The organism is Pseudomonas yamanorum (assembly GCF_900105735.1).
Taxonomy (GTDB): Bacteria; Pseudomonadota; Gammaproteobacteria; order Pseudomonadales; family Pseudomonadaceae; genus Aquipseudomonas; species Aquipseudomonas yamanorum.
Map to the genome: position 1 here is coordinate 7,070,677 of NZ_LT629793.1, position 16,749 is coordinate 7,087,425.

At 50.2% G+C, this 16,749-nt stretch carries 21 protein-coding genes; 6 read left to right on the forward strand and 15 right to left on the reverse strand.

Annotated features, from left to right (window positions below):
• Positions 1 to 183 precede the first annotated feature (183 nt).
• The gene (locus BLU46_RS32625) at positions 184 to 1,287 is read left to right on the forward strand and encodes a DmpA family aminopeptidase (RefSeq protein ID WP_093210007.1); all 1,104 of its coding nucleotides are present in this window, start codon (positions 184 to 186) and stop codon (positions 1,285 to 1,287) included.
• 4 nt (positions 1,288 to 1,291) lie between these two features.
• Here BLU46_RS32625 and BLU46_RS32630 read toward each other — a convergent pair whose 3' ends face one another.
• Positions 1,292 to 2,074: a helix-turn-helix transcriptional regulator gene (locus tag BLU46_RS32630; RefSeq protein ID WP_063030153.1), complete on the reverse strand. Its 783-nt coding sequence runs from the start codon at positions 2,072 to 2,074 to the stop codon at positions 1,292 to 1,294.
• Positions 2,075 to 2,198: 124 nt separating this feature from the next.
• On the opposite strand from BLU46_RS32630, the gene BLU46_RS32635 reads away from it, so the two are divergent.
• Positions 2,199 to 3,014, forward strand: coding sequence for a carbon-nitrogen hydrolase family protein (locus BLU46_RS32635; RefSeq protein ID WP_093210010.1), 816 nt, complete (start codon positions 2,199 to 2,201; stop codon positions 3,012 to 3,014).
• 40 nt (positions 3,015 to 3,054) lie between these two features.
• Positions 3,055 to 4,155, forward strand: a complete 1,101-nt coding sequence (locus tag BLU46_RS32640; protein WP_093210013.1) for a polyamine ABC transporter substrate-binding protein — start codon at positions 3,055 to 3,057, stop codon at positions 4,153 to 4,155.
• 230 nt (positions 4,156 to 4,385) lie between these two features.
• Here BLU46_RS32640 and BLU46_RS32645 read toward each other — a convergent pair whose 3' ends face one another.
• The 11 genes from BLU46_RS32645 to BLU46_RS32685 all read right to left on the reverse strand — a co-directional run bounded on the left by BLU46_RS32645 (position 4,386) and on the right by BLU46_RS32685 (position 11,391).
• Positions 4,386 to 4,865, reverse strand: a complete 480-nt coding sequence (locus BLU46_RS32645; RefSeq protein ID WP_172834569.1) for a hypothetical protein — start codon at positions 4,863 to 4,865, stop codon at positions 4,386 to 4,388.
• A gap of 120 nt (positions 4,866 to 4,985) precedes the next feature.
• The gene (locus BLU46_RS32650) at positions 4,986 to 6,236 is read right to left on the reverse strand and encodes a hypothetical protein (RefSeq protein ID WP_093210016.1); all 1,251 of its coding nucleotides are present in this window, start codon (positions 6,234 to 6,236) and stop codon (positions 4,986 to 4,988) included.
• A gap of 53 nt (positions 6,237 to 6,289) precedes the next feature.
• Positions 6,290 to 7,327: a zonular occludens toxin domain-containing protein gene (locus BLU46_RS32655; protein WP_093210019.1), complete on the reverse strand. Its 1,038-nt coding sequence runs from the start codon at positions 7,325 to 7,327 to the stop codon at positions 6,290 to 6,292.
• Positions 7,328 to 7,330: 3 nt separating this feature from the next.
• Positions 7,331 to 7,615: a DUF2523 family protein gene (locus tag BLU46_RS32660; protein WP_093210022.1), complete on the reverse strand. Its 285-nt coding sequence runs from the start codon at positions 7,613 to 7,615 to the stop codon at positions 7,331 to 7,333.
• A 210-nt stretch (positions 7,616 to 7,825) separates the two neighbouring features.
• Entirely contained in the window at positions 7,826 to 8,863 is a 1,038-nt protein-coding gene (locus BLU46_RS32975) for a hypothetical protein (RefSeq protein WP_157721326.1), read from the reverse strand.
• Between the two features lie 142 nt (positions 8,864 to 9,005).
• Positions 9,006 to 9,233, reverse strand: a complete 228-nt coding sequence (locus BLU46_RS32670; protein WP_093196913.1) for a hypothetical protein — start codon at positions 9,231 to 9,233, stop codon at positions 9,006 to 9,008.
• A gap of 9 nt (positions 9,234 to 9,242) precedes the next feature.
• Entirely contained in the window at positions 9,243 to 9,467 is a 225-nt protein-coding gene (locus tag BLU46_RS32980; protein ID WP_157721251.1) for a hypothetical protein, read from the reverse strand.
• The gene (locus BLU46_RS32675) at positions 9,467 to 9,763 is read right to left on the reverse strand and encodes a propanediol utilization protein (protein ID WP_093210028.1); all 297 of its coding nucleotides are present in this window, start codon (positions 9,761 to 9,763) and stop codon (positions 9,467 to 9,469) included. Before BLU46_RS32675 ends, BLU46_RS32980 begins: the two co-directional genes overlap by 1 nt.
• 10 nt (positions 9,764 to 9,773) lie before the next feature.
• Positions 9,774 to 10,031, reverse strand: a complete 258-nt coding sequence (locus BLU46_RS32985) for a hypothetical protein (protein ID WP_157721252.1) — start codon at positions 10,029 to 10,031, stop codon at positions 9,774 to 9,776.
• Positions 10,031 to 10,264: a hypothetical protein gene (locus tag BLU46_RS32680; RefSeq protein ID WP_231988852.1), complete on the reverse strand. Its 234-nt coding sequence runs from the start codon at positions 10,262 to 10,264 to the stop codon at positions 10,031 to 10,033. The genes BLU46_RS32985 and BLU46_RS32680 overlap by 1 nt, the downstream gene beginning before the upstream one ends.
• The gene (locus BLU46_RS32685) at positions 10,261 to 11,391 is read right to left on the reverse strand and encodes a phage/plasmid replication domain-containing protein (protein ID WP_093196917.1); all 1,131 of its coding nucleotides are present in this window, start codon (positions 11,389 to 11,391) and stop codon (positions 10,261 to 10,263) included. The genes BLU46_RS32680 and BLU46_RS32685 overlap by 4 nt, the downstream gene beginning before the upstream one ends.
• Positions 11,392 to 11,548: 157 nt before the next feature.
• Here BLU46_RS32685 and BLU46_RS32690 point away from each other — a divergent pair, with 157 nt between their 5' ends.
• From BLU46_RS32690 to BLU46_RS32700, 3 genes are all read left to right on the forward strand, one after another.
• Entirely contained in the window at positions 11,549 to 11,971 is a 423-nt protein-coding gene (locus tag BLU46_RS32690) for a helix-turn-helix domain-containing protein (protein ID WP_093196920.1), read from the forward strand.
• A 141-nt stretch (positions 11,972 to 12,112) separates the two neighbouring features.
• A complete protein-coding gene (locus tag BLU46_RS32695; RefSeq protein ID WP_093196923.1) occupies positions 12,113 to 12,484 on the forward strand; it encodes a hypothetical protein in 372 nt (123 codons plus the stop codon).
• Between the two features lie 340 nt (positions 12,485 to 12,824).
• A complete protein-coding gene (locus BLU46_RS32700) occupies positions 12,825 to 13,550 on the forward strand; it encodes a hypothetical protein (protein WP_093196926.1) in 726 nt (241 codons plus the stop codon).
• Positions 13,551 to 13,762: 212 nt separating this feature from the next.
• Here BLU46_RS32700 and BLU46_RS32705 read toward each other — a convergent pair whose 3' ends face one another.
• The 3 genes from BLU46_RS32705 to BLU46_RS32715 all read right to left on the reverse strand — a co-directional run.
• Entirely contained in the window at positions 13,763 to 14,242 is a 480-nt protein-coding gene (locus BLU46_RS32705; protein WP_172834569.1) for a hypothetical protein, read from the reverse strand.
• Between the two features lie 120 nt (positions 14,243 to 14,362).
• Positions 14,363 to 15,613 (reverse strand): hypothetical protein, encoded by a 1,251-nt coding sequence (locus tag BLU46_RS32710; RefSeq protein ID WP_093210016.1) that lies wholly within the window; start codon positions 15,611 to 15,613, stop codon positions 14,363 to 14,365.
• 363 nt (positions 15,614 to 15,976) lie between these two features.
• On the reverse strand, positions 15,977 to 16,749 hold a 773-nt coding region (locus tag BLU46_RS32715; protein ID WP_331717199.1), incomplete at its 5' end, for a zonular occludens toxin domain-containing protein.

Genomic DNA, 16,749 nt, shown 5'->3' on the forward strand with positions numbered 1-16,749 from the left:
CACCTGGCTGGACGGAAAATAAAGTAATCAGCAGTTTATAACAGAGCTAATCCAGATCTCACGTCTAAATGGACCTGATGCCGACCTAACGCCCCCGGGGTAACAATTGGGGGTTATCGCCAGCGGCCAGTCCCCAACCTAGACTCGCAGCACGTTCTTCACTCGATTATTGAGAGTTAAAACATGCGCTTACGAGACCTTGGCATCGCAATCGGTACAGGCACACCTGGGGTGTTCAACGGCATCACTGATGTGCCCGGTGTAAGGGTGGGTCATCACACACTCAATGCTGAAAGCCGCGATGGCTCGATACACACCGGTGTGACCATCATCGAGCCGCGGCCGATTGCGGCCCATTTGGCTCCGTGTTTTGCCGGCGTTCACGTACTGAACGGCAACGGTGACGCCACCGGCCTTGAATGGATTCGCGAAGCGGGTTTGCTGACCACGCCGATTGCCTATACCAACACTCACAGCGTCGGCGTGGTACGCGATGCGCTGGTGGCCGCAGAGCGCGACATGGGTAAGCAACACATCTACTGGTGCATGCCAGTGGTGCTGGAAACCTACGACGGCATCCTCAGCGATATCTGGGACCAACACGTCAGCGCCGAACATGTCCAGGCCGCCCTGGCCGATGCCCGCAGCGGCCCGGTGCAGGAAGGTTGCGTCGGCGGCGGCACTGGCATGATCTGCCATGAGTTCAAAGGTGGTATTGGCACGTCATCGCGGGTTCTGAGCAGCGAGGAGGGCGGTTGGACCGTCGGTGCATTGGTGCAGGCCAACTATGGTGTGCGCGATGCATTGCGTGTCGCGGGTTACCCCGTGGGCAGCGTGTTGAAGGACATACCTTCGCCCTACAGCGGCCCGGTGAATGTTGGCGTGCCCGGCATGGGTTCCATCGTGATCACGATCGCTACTGATGCGCCATTGCTGCCTCATCAGTGCACGCGCCTGGCCCAGCGCGCGAGTATCGGGTTGGCACGGGTCGGCGGCGGTACGGAAGACGACAGTGGGGATATCTTCATCGCGTTTTCAGTAGGCAACAGCGGCCTGCCGGTTGCCAATCTGGGCCATCCGGGCCCCGCGACGACGCCATTGAAAATGGTCAACAACGACTACATGACGGCCTTGTTCGTGGCCGCAGCGGATGCTGTGGAGGAGGCGATCCTCAACGCGATGTTGGCCGCCGACGACGTGCAAGGTCGCGGCAGAAAAGCCCTGGCACTCAAGCCTGACCAGTTGTTGGCGGCGATGGCGAAAGTCGGTTGGGCACCTCAGCCTTGAAGGCCTAGTCCTGAGCCTGGAGAAACAACAGGAATAGCTCAGACTGGGACTTGATCCCCAGCTTGTTGTACAGGTGCCGGCGGTGCACCTTCACGGTCTCGGCCGAGATCGCCAGCTTGCGCGCGATCTCTTTGTTCGAGCAGCCACTGAGCATCAATTGGGCAACCTCGGCTTCGCGGACCGACAGTGCGGAGCTGATTTGCAGCGCGGGTGACTGCAGGCGCTCCTGCCAGTCCGCTGCCGGTTCCGGAGGGCTCTTGAGTTCCTGTTCAAACACGCAACGCTGGCGCATCAAACCGGCCACCCACGGCTGGATCAGCCTCAATAATGCGATTTGCTCCTGGCTGAAGCGGCAGTGGCTACCCAGTGACAGGCTCAGGGTCCGCTCAAGGTCCAGTTGCACATTTATATGAATCTCGTCAGCCACCACGTTCAGGCGAAAGTAGCGTTGGTAATAGTCGGTCTGCTCGAAACATTCCGGGGCGACATCATCCAGTTGGAACAGCCCACTTTTCGGCGATTCCCGATTGGCCAGGTAAAAGGGGTCGAGCAGGTAGAGCCCTTTGAGATAGTCCTGGAACAGCGAATCGCTGCTGCCATCTTCATTCTGGGATTCGGCGAGAACCTGAGGCCTGCCGTCGCTGAAGATCAGCACCACCCAGGTGTCCAGCGGCACATATCTGCCGAGCAAGCGCGCCATTGAGCGCCAGAAGTGCGGGCGGTCCAGGGTCTCGATCAACCGGCCGACCGAGTCATGCCAAGCCACGTCCTGCAACGTCAGATTCATCTCACTACCCATTCGGGGGTACCCCATCGAAGTGATTTTTTGCCAGGTGGGTACAGCCCATACTCGTTCCAGGCCTGCGTACACACGGTGTCCGTACGGCCTCAACTATACGCAAGGATCAGCCATGAACATTGAAATCATGCAGTTAGCCGGTCGCGATGGCGATACCGCCTATAACCTCAGGCGTGCCTTGGAAGCCATCGCCCACTGCGACGCGGATACCGACCTGTTGGTGTTTCCTGAAACCCATTTGATGGGCTTCGTCGCCGGTGATCGGCTGGCAACGGTTGCAGAAACCCTCGAAGGCCCGACGCTGCAAGCCGTGCAACAGGCAGTACGCGAACGGGGTGTTTCGGTGGTCATCGGCCTGGTCGAGAACGATGCGGGCGTGTTCTACAACACTTCGGTACTGGTTACGCCTGATGGGCTCTCACTGGGTTACCGCAAGACACACCTGTGGCCCTCGGAGCGGGGCGACATCACTCCCGGCGACCGCTTCGGCACGGTGCTTTTCAACGGTGTGCGTATCGGCATTCTGATTTGCTACGACATCGAACTGCCGGAAACCGCACGCGCACTCGCCCACCTGGGCGCCGAGCTGATCATTATCACCAACGGCAACATGGACCCTTACGGCCCGGTGCATCGCACCGCGATCATGGCCCGAGCCCAGGAAAACCAAGTGTTCAGCGTGATGGTCAATCGCGTGGGGCAGGGCGATGACGGCCTGGTGTTCGCCGGCGGCAGCGCTGTGGTCGACCCGTTCGGCCGTGTGCTGTTCGAAGCCGGGCGCGAGGAAACACGGCAAATGATCAGCCTTGACCTGACCCAAGTCCAAGCCGCCCGCGCGGATTATCACTACCTCAATGACCGCCGCCTGACGCTCCCCGGTGAGACCGTGGAACACGCCGACGGGCGCCGTGAATTACTGATTCGCTGATCTCTCTTTACCCCCCTCATAACAATAATCGGGAGTTCTCATGATCGCCATTCGATGCATGCAATGGAGCCTGGCTGCGGTCTTCAGCAGCCTGGTGCTTTGCGCTCAAGCCGCAGAACCGAAAGTCAATATCTACAACTGGTACGACTTTATTGCCCCGGACACGCTGAAGAACTTCCAGGCGCAGACCGGCACCCAGGCCGCGTATGACGTGTTCGATAACAGCGAGGTCATGCAGAGCAAACTCATGGCCGGGCGCAGTGGTTATGACGTGGTGGTGGCCACCGGCGACCTGTTGCCGAACCTGATCAAGGCCGGTGTGCTCAAGGAATTGGATCGCGCGCAACTGACCAATCTGTCTCACCTTGATCCGGATATTCTGGCGAAGGTGCAAACCAACGACCCGGGTAATCGCTACGCCGTACCTTACCTGTGGGGCACCACGGGAATTGGCTATGACGTCGATAAAATCCGGGCGATCCTGGGCAGCGATGCACCGGTCAACTCCTGGGATTTGATTTTCAAGGAAGAAAACCTCGCCAAATTGGGCGAATGCGGTGTGGCTATGCTGGATGCGCCAGGCGAGATCATCCCCATCGCCTTGCATTACCTGGGCTTGCCCTATAACAGCCAAAATCCTGATGACTATTTAAAAGCCCAGGCGTTGCTGCTGAAGCTGCGCCCGCATATTCGCTACTTCGATTCTTCACGGTTTATTACGGACTTGGCCAACGGCAATATCTGCGCCGTAGTGGGATGGGCCGGCGGCGTAATGGACGCCAAGAAAGCCGCCGACGCCGCCGGCAATGGCAGGAACATTCAGTACAGCATCCCCAAGGAAGGCGCGCCGGTCTGGGTCGAAAGCCTGGTGTTGCTCAGCGATGCGCCGAACCCTCAGCAAGGGCTCGCATTTATCGACTATATGCTGCGCCCGGAAGTGATTGCGCAGTCCTCCAACTATCTCAGTTACGCCAACGCCAACAAGGATGCCCGGAGCCTGGTTGATGAAAAGGTCAGGGACAATCCCGGTGTCTATCCTTCGAAAGCGGTGCTGGATACGCTGTTTCCTTTGGAGCCGTTGCCACTGAAGATGGAGCGGGTGCGTACGCGGATCTGGAGTAAGGTCAAAAGTGGTACTTGAGGCAACGGTAAGGTGAAGTGAAGTGAAGTGAAGGGGGTACGCAGAGATACGGCGGTTGAAGAAAAACCTGGGAGCATCTGGCCCAGGTTTGTACGCGGCGCACTTATGACTATGACACATCGTTTAACATAATATACATTATGCGAACCCATGGTTTTACCCATGAGGGTGGATGGTGATCAGATTTGGAGCCAGGTGACCGGCTCCAGAAGCTTCCCTATAAATCATCGTCACGAAAATGACGAAACCTTTTGTGCTTCAAAATTCCCATCTCGCAGGAGCGGCTCCAGAAAATCCTGATATTCCTGCCATGTGCTAAACATCTGAATCTCAGCTCCTGGTGCATCTTGATCACCCGTCAGCTTGACCAGAAAAACACCACCACCTTCGTTCAAAATCTGACGTGCTTTTGCACCTGTGGCACGACGAGATATTAGATATCCAAGGGATGCCAAACCAAGCACAGAACCTTTTTGCGCAGCGGACGCTTTGAGCAAAGGATCTGCTGGCACGTCTGACAAAAGAAGCATCAGAGCCCCCAAATGGTGACTATCATCATCAAAACCATTGGCAATTTCTTCTGCCATTTTCAAAGCTTCACCTGCACGAGCCTTGGGGATTTCGTTTTCATGCGCGAGGGAGTCGTGAGACGTCAGTAAAATCGACCCAACGAGTGGAGGATTTTTTGGATAGTGCCGGTCGGTTTGCATAACGGATTTTCCTTAATATCTGCTGATCAATCATAATCGACAGGGCTTCACGGATTATGCAGTGCCCTGCCCTTATAATTCCTTTAAATTATAACTAAACTAAATAACCATTTAATTTAGTTATATGGATTCAACCAGAATAGGTGTCAGAAAAAGCACAAGCTCTGTGCTGGTTGATACCGTTGAGGTGCTGGTAAATAACCACTTGAAGCCAGGGATCTTACCAAGGAATGGCACGCTTCTAACGACGGTTGTATCCAGATCCGAATAAACACCACCCAAAGCAATGGTCTGGCCAAAAGGCGAGAAAACCCGGGATGTCAGCGAAGTCGTGTTGATCGGTGGAACGCCATTCATCGCATTGGAATAATCAGGCTCATCCTTTGAAAGGATGACATCCAGCAGCACGCCCTTATCGTTAACGATCGGAGTCACATCGAGCGATAAAGCAGCCTGCTTGAAGGATGTGGATGTTGCACCATCGCCGGCCGATTGCTGATAAGGAACCTGAGAGCCTTTAACAATTTTGGCTTGATGACGATCAGAGGTATAAACGCGAGGGCTGGAAATCACCCTGCCCTTACCTTCCTGCTCCATAGCTGAAAGCCTGGCGTCGAGCGTCAAACCGCTTGAAACAATGCCAATAGCACCGATGGCTCCAGAGGCAAAGCCCAGCGGCACAGAGCCTGAAACAGTCCCAGCACCGCTGCCCACAGTGCCACCCCATTGAACGCCCAGATTCTTGGAATACGAGCGATCCACCTCGACGATACGAGCCTGGATCATCACTTGCTTCCTGGAGTAGTCAACAGCGGAAATCAGGGTTTTGAGATGCTCTAAACGCGGCTTGCTCATCCTGGCAACGATGACAGAAGAGCCATCTTCAAAATTTAGAGTCTCTCCAGAGTCGAGAGGAAATGCTTTTATTGCGTCCGACGCCAAAATGTTATGCACCTTGAGGATCGAAACATCAAAGGAGTTGACGCCAAAGGAAGGATTACTTTGAATTTGCTGATCTTGGGCAGCAATATATGAGTTTGTTGAATAGGAGTCACTTGGTCGTGGATAGCCACTAACACGAAGAAACTTACCTTCAACAGTATATAAAAGCCCTTTTGCCGAAGTCACATACTCAATGGCTTCATCCCAGGTAACATCCTTCATACGCATAGAAAGTGAACCACGGACATTTTCGTCCAACACAAGATTCAAGCCCCTGTAATCAGCAAGAAGCTGTAAGGCGGAAGAAGCCTGAATAGTTTGAAAATCAAACGTTAGTTGCTGAGGGACTGTTTCCGCCTGGGAAAAGGAAACAAAGAAAAACAGAAATACAGAGACATAGAAGCCGCGAAGAAACTTACAAGTATTCATGGACTGAGTTCCGAATGGTTGGTCAATTAATTGGCCGCGGTCTTAGCGCTACGCTAAAGACCACCGCCAATTAATCCACCTGTAATTGGATTGGGTTTTTTTAATGACCAATTAGTAATCTTGAAACCATCAACCAAACAATAAGCCTCAGTGAAGTCTGGAAAATATCGACAGTGAGAGAAAGAAATGTAACGAGTATTACCGTTGTTATCAGCTACTAGGGCAAGAGCTTCAGATACAGATTTTGAAGAGGAATCAGGCCTTGAAGGATGAACGAAGCCCACAAGCCGCCAAGTAGTTGAAATAGGAGGCTCAGCAGGCTTAGCCGGTGCTTTAGGGGAACGTGCAGTGTCGTGACGATCAATCACACCAGGAGAACCGGGCGAAAAAAAGCTTTTGACACCAAAAATACCAAGGCCAATAAACAAAACAAATGCACCTAGTGTTGCCCAAAGCCCAAAGGATCGCAAAATGCTTGCACGACCATCAGCAGAAGACTCATCACCCACGTCGCCGGAACTTGATTGAGTTGCCGACTTATAACAAGAGTAGACAGAAGGCTTAAAGGTACCAGCAGTAGTCCTGATGAGCTTAGTCTTTGATGGAGCGTCACCAGTAACGGCGCCGTTATATATGTCAACCTTAAAGGCTTTTTTGCTCAGTTTTCTAATCCGATAGGTCGTTTCAACCAAAAGGCGAACCCATGATGAAATTTGAGCAAGATCTTGCGTAACCAGGACAACACGCATTGAGTTATTTTTGTGGTCAACACGGTGCCGGTGTTCTGCCAATAAGGCCTTATCAGTGAAATTAGCATGGTTCACATTCTGGCCCGCGGGCCAGCGTCTCCAGCATTCGTCGATAATGGCAACGCAGCCAGAAGGGATAATTTCAGCAAGGTCTGAAAGCTCATACCAATTAGCTGGGAGTTGAGTAATTCTCCCACCATAAGTAGCTAAAAGATCATCAATAACCAAAGGAATATTGGTGACTACATGCCTATCCTGCTTCAACGAGGGAATTACAACGTGTTCAACGACGCCGTAACTTTTACCGTGTCCTGGTTTGCCAACATAAGCATGAATTGCCATAAATCACCCAATAAACGGAATGCGACGAACAAGGAAGCGCAACAAATAGGCACTCATTACCACAGAAATCCCAAAGGGAATTTGAAAGATACTAAGGAAATACCATACTGACGAATCAATACCGCCAAAAAGCTCACCAGCACTTGTGATTAGGCCTACGATGAAACTAGCGCTAATCAGATCCAAAAGAGCCTGATATAACCAGTCTGCAATAGCAACAGGAATATTAATTATGAATTGAATTATTTCTTGAAATATGGATAAAAGCCAGTCACCAAAAGCTGTCATTTCGACCTCAACTATAAAAATAGTAAATATCTAAGATTAGAAGGCCAAAAGAAGTCTGGGAGCCCAATGCAAGTTCAAAGTAATGCAAAACAAGTACTTCAACAATAAAAGCAGCTAACAAGCCAAAAAAACCCCAGCTAATAAAATATAAAAGTTCGAATAATTTAAGGGTGCGATTTTTCATTAGCTTCTCAAATCTTAATAATGGGATCACGCAGATAGGAATACACGAAGTGCGATAAGCGACCAAGCTGCAAGAAACACAGCGCTTAGCAATGGTGAAATTTCAGCAAATAACACGCAATGAGCATCAAATGAAACAATAGTTCCTAAAATAGCAACATCAGCAGTTGGGCACTGACCACCGGAACCAGCAGCTGCAATATTTTCCTTAAATTCAGTCATCGCTTGACCAAAACCAGATTCGTTAAGATCAACTTCCATGCCACGAACAAAAACACCGTAGTGAACAGAATTAACCCCATTATCTATTACGGCATCCGCATTCAACGATCCAGGGTTAGAGAAAGACAGCTCACCATCAAAACCGGAATCACCATCCCCACCGTTACCACCATTGCCATCACCGCCGTCATCCCCTCCACCAGGATTGGAGCCATCGCCGCCGCCGTCGCCAGGGTCAATAGAGGGAGTGAGAGGATCGCCAACGGACGGAGCCGTATACCCGGCTTCAGCACCACATGAAGGACTCGCGGAATTGAGATCCACAGAGAAGTTACAAAAACCAGTATCTGTAAGGCCTGGAGCGAGATAGCAGGTACCACCTTTGGCAGAACTTGCAAGGTAAGAGCAAGAGTTATGGCAAATGTCAGAAGTAACAGTACGAACCGACCAAATAACAAAATATTTATCTCCTGTCTTGCTGGTACTGGCATTCGGGCCACGAGCCTCAACAGTTGGAGGGCAAACGGCGGCCTCTTTAACGGTGCCAATACTATTATTAATGACGTTTCCGAAAGACGTGTACGAGAAAGCACAATTGGCATTGGTCGAGCCAATCAATGTGCAAGCGCCGGCCTTGTAGTCTTTTCGGTTAACGTTTGTATTAGAGCTAATGACAGAGCTTACAAAGGCGCTAACCAAGGCCTCTGGAGTTTTCTGAACTCCAGCAGTAGCGCAATCATTAGCATACGAAGTAGCAGTGGATCCACTGCACTTCCACCCAGCAGAAGCAGAGGAAGAAAACGCAGCCAAAAATAGAAAAGGCAATAAGTAAATGGCTTTCATATCACCACCCCGAAAAGACAGCGAACGAACAGCCGGAACCAATGACGAACATGGCGAAGTAATAGAGCTGATCCATGCAGCGGCCTCATTTTTTATAAAAAAAGGGCGCCCGAAGACGCCCAGGTCACGCAGAGAAAGCGACTTAACCGCGCAAGAAACCGACAACGATTTTCGCGCCTTTGATACCGGCATAAACACCAGCGAGGATGCCAGCGACAGCCAGGACACCAACGGAAATGGTGCTGAAGTCGATAGACGAAGTTAGGCCCGTATAGTCCCAGCCACCGGCAGGGTCAGCTGCAAAAACCGAAGGTGCAACAACAGCCAGGGCAACAGCGGATACAGCTACAGCAGCAGTCTTTTTGAACATGGTGAATCCTCAGGATTGTTTAATGAAGTTTAGAAACGCACGAATTCCCATCGACATAACCATAAAGCTGGCTACCAATGTGAACCCGGCGCCAAAAGCTTGAGCCAAAATAACTGGATCAAGTTGTGAAGGGTCAAAAGGGACAATGTAAGGAACAGAAACCCAATCGACCGAACACGAGGGAACACCGCCCTGAATAATTAATTCACCAGGGCAATGCAATAAACCGGTCATTACGCAGGCTTCTGCGGTGTCGAAGAACCAGGAGCGCCGGAACTCACGCGACGCCCTTGACGAGGATCGACTTCAAAAATAAGCCGATCATCACGAACTTGTGCAATCACATCACACTCATACTTTCCGGGTTGAGGAACCTGCTGCGGAGTCTCAGCGTAAAAAGTACACTTCTGCGGATACGGAATATTTGGCAAATGTGCATATGCTTCAAACATGCAATAGGGCTTGCCAGACTTTGCAGCAGTACCACTGCGGTGATTGCCAGTTACTTCAACTACGATAACGTTAGACATGTTGATGCCCTTATCTCAGTGTTGGAAACCCAGGAACAGTGCCGGGTTTACGATATGCCCAACTGGGCGCAATAGCTTCAGGGTTGCGCCTGAAGGTTAGAAATTGACGTTTATTCCGTTGACGAGCTACAGCTTGGTTTGAAAAGTCAGCCAGCACCGTTCGCATTACATCATTTGCGATACTCTTTACTAGCGACTCATCTGTGACGTGATTACGAATATCTGCTTCAATATTCCAGCGCAGAACTTGAAATTGCTTCTTATCCATTAGAACCCCATCCATTCGGCTACACAGGTTGTCCCTTTTTCTTGACGCTCTACTAACCAAATACGCTCAGGTTTAACGCCCTGCTCTTTTCGTGCCTCAACAGCTTTGAATGTCTGCTCGACCTGCTGAGCAAGAACAGGGTTAATGAAAGCACCTAGTACTCGTTGTTGTTCAGCCAAACGCCGTTGTTGGCCACTTGTAAGCTGAATACCTTGAAAACTTACAGTTCTCACGCTGCAACCTGGTGCAGGTGATTAGGACGCTGATACCAAGTTGGCACAGACAAAGTGCTTTTCGTCACCTCGCGGCACTGCCGAACGAAGACCGGGGCAAAACGACTGGTATCGCAAGCATTACGAATATTAATGCCGATTTTATTAAGCCGAGCCGCATGAGTTTCAAAAGCACGCTGAGACAAACCGTGATGATGACCGCTCATCCAAAGAATGGCGTAAGAAGAAGTAGCATTTGCAGAAGCCCTCCCCTTACAAATGCCTTGTTCAATCAGTTTGTCAGCAATACTCTGAAGGTCCATTGCGGTCACCTTTAACTTTTCATCTATTTTAAGAAACTCACTATGGAGTTCGGCCAGACGCCTTTCATCAAATAAGCCCCAATAACAAAGGGTCTCACGCTGTAAATATTCGCTCTTAAGCTCTTGTTCCATGCGAACTACGCCTTCTTGTGCGCAGTAGTTTTTAACTCGCTGAACATATTTGTATTCTTCTGAGTCCTCACCAAAGACACGCTTAATCTTTGGAAGACAGTTCTGATCCATTTCAAAGGCCTTGTCATACGCCTTTCGATATTGAAGGCGACCGCCTTTACCATTTCCTTTGGAAGTCCAAGCAACAGTGCGCCCGTTGGGATACAGAAAGCCGATGGAATGACCGATTCGCTGGCTAGAAACGCCGCGCAGATAGGCAAGAACATTGCCCTCCCCCAATGAAACGTTGGTGGTCAAATCTATCCGTTCAATCTTTGCCCCATCGGCGATACGGTCGCCGCACTTTGCTCCTGACTCACCTTGGCGAATATCAATGCGAGTACAGCGGGTAAAACCAGGAAGGCCGTATTCACGCAACAGCGCGTTGTAAACCGAGACGCATTGCTCGATAGAAGTAAAACCAAACAAGTTGTCGAGCCGCCCTACCCGGCTGGGATTTCCTTCAACGCGGATCTTGCGACCCTGAACATGAATCGTGACCGATGTCGAAAAGCTGGCCTCATGCTTGAAACGAGGCTGGCGAGTGCTAAGGACTTCGTTTGTATTGGCATCTATCGTCAAGGTAAACACGTCGCACACGACAGGTAGATCGTGGTCGTGCTCCTGCGAAATGGTTAGCCAATCTATGAACATCCGAGCGCCTTACTGACAAGTCAAAAGCGGTTAACTGCATCCAAAAGGACGGTATTCCGCAATCATAGGCGGTCTTCCGTTTGAGTCAAGAGAAAAAGAACGGTTTTTAGCCGATACTTGTCCGATAGAAACGGTAAACCGCATTCGGAGACGCAAAATGGGCATCGGCACCAGGATCAGGCAAGAGCGGCTCAAGCAAGGTCTTGAGCTGAAGGAGCTAGCAAAATTGAGCGGTATCCCGGAGCGGACGCTTGCAGACATCGAGCGGGAGGTTTCGAGCCCTCGAGCAGAAAACCTCAAAAAGGTAATCATCTCTTTGGGCTGTTCAGCTGATCAGATCATGTTCGACGACGACGAGCTGACTGAGGACGGAGACCTAGCACTACTGGTGCGCGAATTAGGGAAAACCGAGGAAGACACGCGACAGACAGTGAAGCGAGTCATCCGAGCAATGCTGGTTCAGGAGCGCGTTTTTGAGCTAGAGAAAATTCGCAATTTCGACGACGCTCACAAGGAAGAAAACAAGCAGCGACAGAACCTGGCTTTGCCATTGAAACGCTATGAAAAAGCGAGCAAGTGAAGTCGGAAACCGAAGAAGTCTTCGGTAAAGTGGGGGTGTAACAGCACCCCCACCCAGGCCGTTCCGGCCTGCCCTCATGTGAGCATTTTCGCGGACGCGAAAAATCAGCATAAAAATCCAACCCTCCCGAGAGATCTAGCAATGCCTGATCGAGGAAAAATCGCAGCTACTGCGCGTTATGACCTGAGCACGGATCTCATTGTTGTCCAGCTTTTGACGGGTGCAGAACTGTGTTTCAAGCCGGCGATTTGCATTGACCTGCTAGGCCTATCACCGCAAGGGCTGGCAACTATCCAGGTCAGCGAGGACGGTGCTGGGATCGAGTTTCTCAATGGGGATGTCTGGGCGTATTTGCCGGAGTTGATGGAGGGGCAAAGAACTGGTCTTTCAGGCGTGCACGATAGGCTATTAGCGATCACTGCACAGATTGATTTGGTGATTGGAAGCGACCAGAAACACCCTTTATGGCACTCCCTTCAAGACCTCAAAAGTTGCTTAGGTTCAGACTACTAGATTGGACCTGCCGGGACCTATCCGATGATAGCGCGGCACGTCACGGGACCGCGCAGGCTTCGCACAAAACCCGGGGCAATGCCTTGGGGTAATCAGGGCGCGAAGTGACACCGCCTCAACTACAGGCAATTTGAACGCGACAAAAAAAACCAGGGCTCTCAGGAACGCTGGGGTTTTTCTTTGGACGATAGACCGGCCGGCTTTGCCGGGTATCGGCGCCGGTGTTGCAACGCACTAGCGAAGATCTGCGCGGCGCCTAATGCCCTTCAGGCAGGTCGAGGTATGGCATAAAATGCTATCGGGCGCAAAACTGAGATAACCAAACAAAATGGAATTGGAAATGACTGAAAAAAAGGACAAAAAGCCAGGCTATCAGCTCACAAAAAAACAGCATTTCCATATGAAAGCTTTGCTTGAACGGTTCGTAAATAGCTCACAAAAAGTACGTGTAGTACGTAAACCGTTCGGAACGACAAGCTTTCTAGGAGTAAGAAATCAGATCTTTATCGGAAAGAGAAGCTGGTCTCAAGAGACCGAGCAGGCAATAAGCTGGCCGATCGAAACCGCCTTCTTAGCGGAAGTCACACGTGTCGAAGCTGGAGAGGTCATTCAGAGTCACGAGGCCGTATCCCAATATCACCTGCTTTGGACGCTGCGGCACCATTTCGCGAAAAACCCCAATGAGGACAGAGTGCTGTATCCGGGGATGGATTGCCATATGAGCGAAGAGCTTGAAGAGTGGGGAGATGCTAATTACAAGGTGCCAATAAGAAATGGCGGGATAATTCCGGGACGGTTCGCCACAACGCTGGATATCAAAGAGTTGCTCGCATCTCCTGAGAATGTGGCCCTATATGAGGGTGTTTTTTGGCGTGTTATCAAATCTGAAACTGATCGATTCATCTCTCCGGACCAGTACCGTCACAAGCTTTTGATCGTTATCAATCCGTATACCGTGCTTCAGGGCGGCTACCAGGAAGAGCCTCCCTACATAGCTTCACCGGAAGAAGTTCGCATGTACAACGAAGTCGCTGAAAAGGAAGCCGTGAGCTTTACCTTTGGATAATCCGGCACTATTTTGGCCTCGCATAATAGACGTTATGGGTAAATCCTCGCCGGGGCTTCGCGATTTTCCCGCCGTCGGATTCTGCCCTCTCGGGCGACAAGTACCATAACGTCAACCCCATTATGCGAACCCATGGTTTTACCCATGAGGGTGGATGGTGATCAGATTTGGAGCCAGGTGACCGGCTCCAGAAGCTTCCCTATAAATCATCGTCACGAAAATGACGAAACCTTTTGTGCTTCAAAATTCCCATCTCGCAGGAGCGGCTCCAGAAAATCCTGATATTCCTGCCATGTGCTAAACATCTGAATCTCAGCTCCTGGTGCATCTTGATCACCCGTCAGCTTGACCAGAAAAACACCACCACCTTCGTTCAAAATCTGACGTGCTTTTGCACCTGTGGCACGACGAGATATTAGATATCCAAGGGATGCCAAACCAAGCACAGAACCTTTTTGCGCAGCGGACGCTTTGAGCAAAGGATCTGCTGGCACGTCTGACAAAAGAAGCATCAGAGCCCCCAAATGGTGACTATCATCATCAAAACCATTGGCAATTTCTTCTGCCATTTTCAAAGCTTCACCTGCACGAGCCTTGGGGATTTCGTTTTCATGCGCGAGGGAGTCGTGAGACGTCAGTAAAATCGACCCAACGAGTGGAGGATTTTTTGGATAGTGCCGGTCGGTTTGCATAACGGATTTTCCTTAATATCTGCTGATCAATCATAATCGACAGGGCTTCACGGATTATGCAGTGCCCTGCCCTTATAATTCCTTTAAATTATAACTAAACTAAATAACCATTTAATTTAGTTATATGGATTCAACCAGAATAGGTGTCAGAAAAAGCACAAGCTCTGTGCTGGTTGATACCGTTGAGGTGCTGGTAAATAACCACTTGAAGCCAGGGATCTTACCAAGGAATGGCACGCTTCTAACGACGGTTGTATCCAGATCCGAATAAACACCACCCAAAGCAATGGTCTGGCCAAAAGGCGAGAAAACCCGGGATGTCAGCGAAGTCGTGTTGATCGGTGGAACGCCATTCATCGCATTGGAATAATCAGGCTCATCCTTTGAAAGGATGACATCCAGCAGCACGCCCTTATCGTTAACGATCGGAGTCACATCGAGCGATAAAGCAGCCTGCTTGAAGGATGTGGATGTTGCACCATCGCCGGCCGATTGCTGATAAGGAACCTGAGAGCCTTTAACAATTTTGGCTTGATGACGATCAGAGGTATAAACGCGAGGGCTGGAAATCACCCTGCCCTTACCTTCCTGCTCCATAGCTGAAAGCCTGGCGTCGAGCGTCAAACCGCTTGAAACAATGCCAATAGCACCGATGGCTCCAGAGGCAAAGCCCAGCGGCACAGAGCCTGAAACAGTCCCAGCACCGCTGCCCACAGTGCCACCCCATTGAACGCCCAGATTCTTGGAATACGAGCGATCCACCTCGACGATACGAGCCTGGATCATCACTTGCTTCCTGGAGTAGTCAACAGCGGAAATCAGGGTTTTGAGATGCTCTAAACGCGGCTTGCTCATCCTGGCAACGATGACAGAAGAGCCATCTTCAAAATTTAGAGTCTCTCCAGAGTCGAGAGGAAATGCTTTTATTGCGTCCGACGCCAAAATGTTATGCACCTTGAGGATCGAAACATCAAAGGAGTTGACGCCAAAGGAAGGATTACTTTGAATTTGCTGATCTTGGGCAGCAATATATGAGTTTGTTGAATAGGAGTCACTTGGTCGTGGATAGCCACTAACACGAAGAAACTTACCTTCAACAGTATATAAAAGCCCTTTTGCCGAAGTCACATACTCAATGGCTTCATCCCAGGTAACATCCTTCATACGCATAGAAAGTGAACCACGGACATTTTCGTCCAACACAAGATTCAAGCCCCTGTAATCAGCAAGAAGCTGTAAGGCGGAAGAAGCCTGAATAGTTTGAAAATCAAACGTTAGTTGCTGAGGGACTGTTTCCGCCTGGGAAAAGGAAACAAAGAAAAACAGAAATACAGAGACATAGAAGCCGCGAAGAAACTTACAAGTATTCATGGACTGAGTTCCGAATGGTTGGTCAATTAATTGGCCGCGGTCTTAGCGCTACGCTAAAGACCACCGCCAATTAATCCACCTGTAATTGGATTGGGTTTTTTTAATGACCAATTAGTAATCTTGAAACCATCAACCAAACAATAAGCCTCAGTGAAGTCTGGAAAATATCGACAGTGAGAGAAAGAAATGTAACGAGTATTACCGTTGTTATCAGCTACTAGGGCAAGAGCTTCAGATACAGATTTTGAAGAGGAATCAGGCCTTGAAGGATGAACGAAGCCCACAAGCCGCCAAGTAGTTGAAATAGGAGGCTCAGCAGGCTTAGCCGGTGCTTTAGGGAACGTGCAGTGTCGTGACGATCAATCACACCAGGAGAACCGGGCGAAAAAAGCTTTTGACACCAAAAATACCAAGGCCAATAAACAAAACAAATGCACCTAGTGTTGCCCAAAGCCCAAAGGATCGCAAAATGCTTGCACGACCATCAGCAGAAGACTCATCACCCACGTCGCCGGAACTTGATTGAGTTGCCGACTTATAACAAGAGTAGACAGAAGGCTTAAAGGTACCAGCAGTAGTCCTGATGAGCTTAGTCTTTGATGGAGCGTCACCAGTAACGGCGCCGTTATATATGTCAACCTTAAAGGCTTTTTTGCTCAGTTTTCTAATCCGATAGGTCGTTTCAACCAAAAGGCGAACCCATGATGAAATTTGAGCAAGATCTTGCGTAACCAGGACAACACGCATTGAGTTATTTTTGTGGTCAACACGGTGCCGGTGTTCTGCCAATAAGGCCTTATCAGTGAAATTAGCATGGTTCACATTCTGGCCCGCGGGCCAGCGTCTCCAGCATTCGTCGATAATGGCAACGCAGCCAGAAGGGATAATTTCAGCAAGGTCTGAAAGCTCATACCAATTAGCTGGGAGTTGAGTAATTCTCCCACCATAAGTAGCTAAAAGATCATCAATAACCAAAGGAATATTGGTGACTACATGCCTATCCTGCTTCAACGAGGGAATTACAACGTGTTCAACGACGCCCGTAACTTTTACCGTGTCCTGGTTTGCCAACATAAGCATGAATTGCCATAAATCACCCAATAAACGGAATGCGACGAACAAGGAAGCGCAACAAA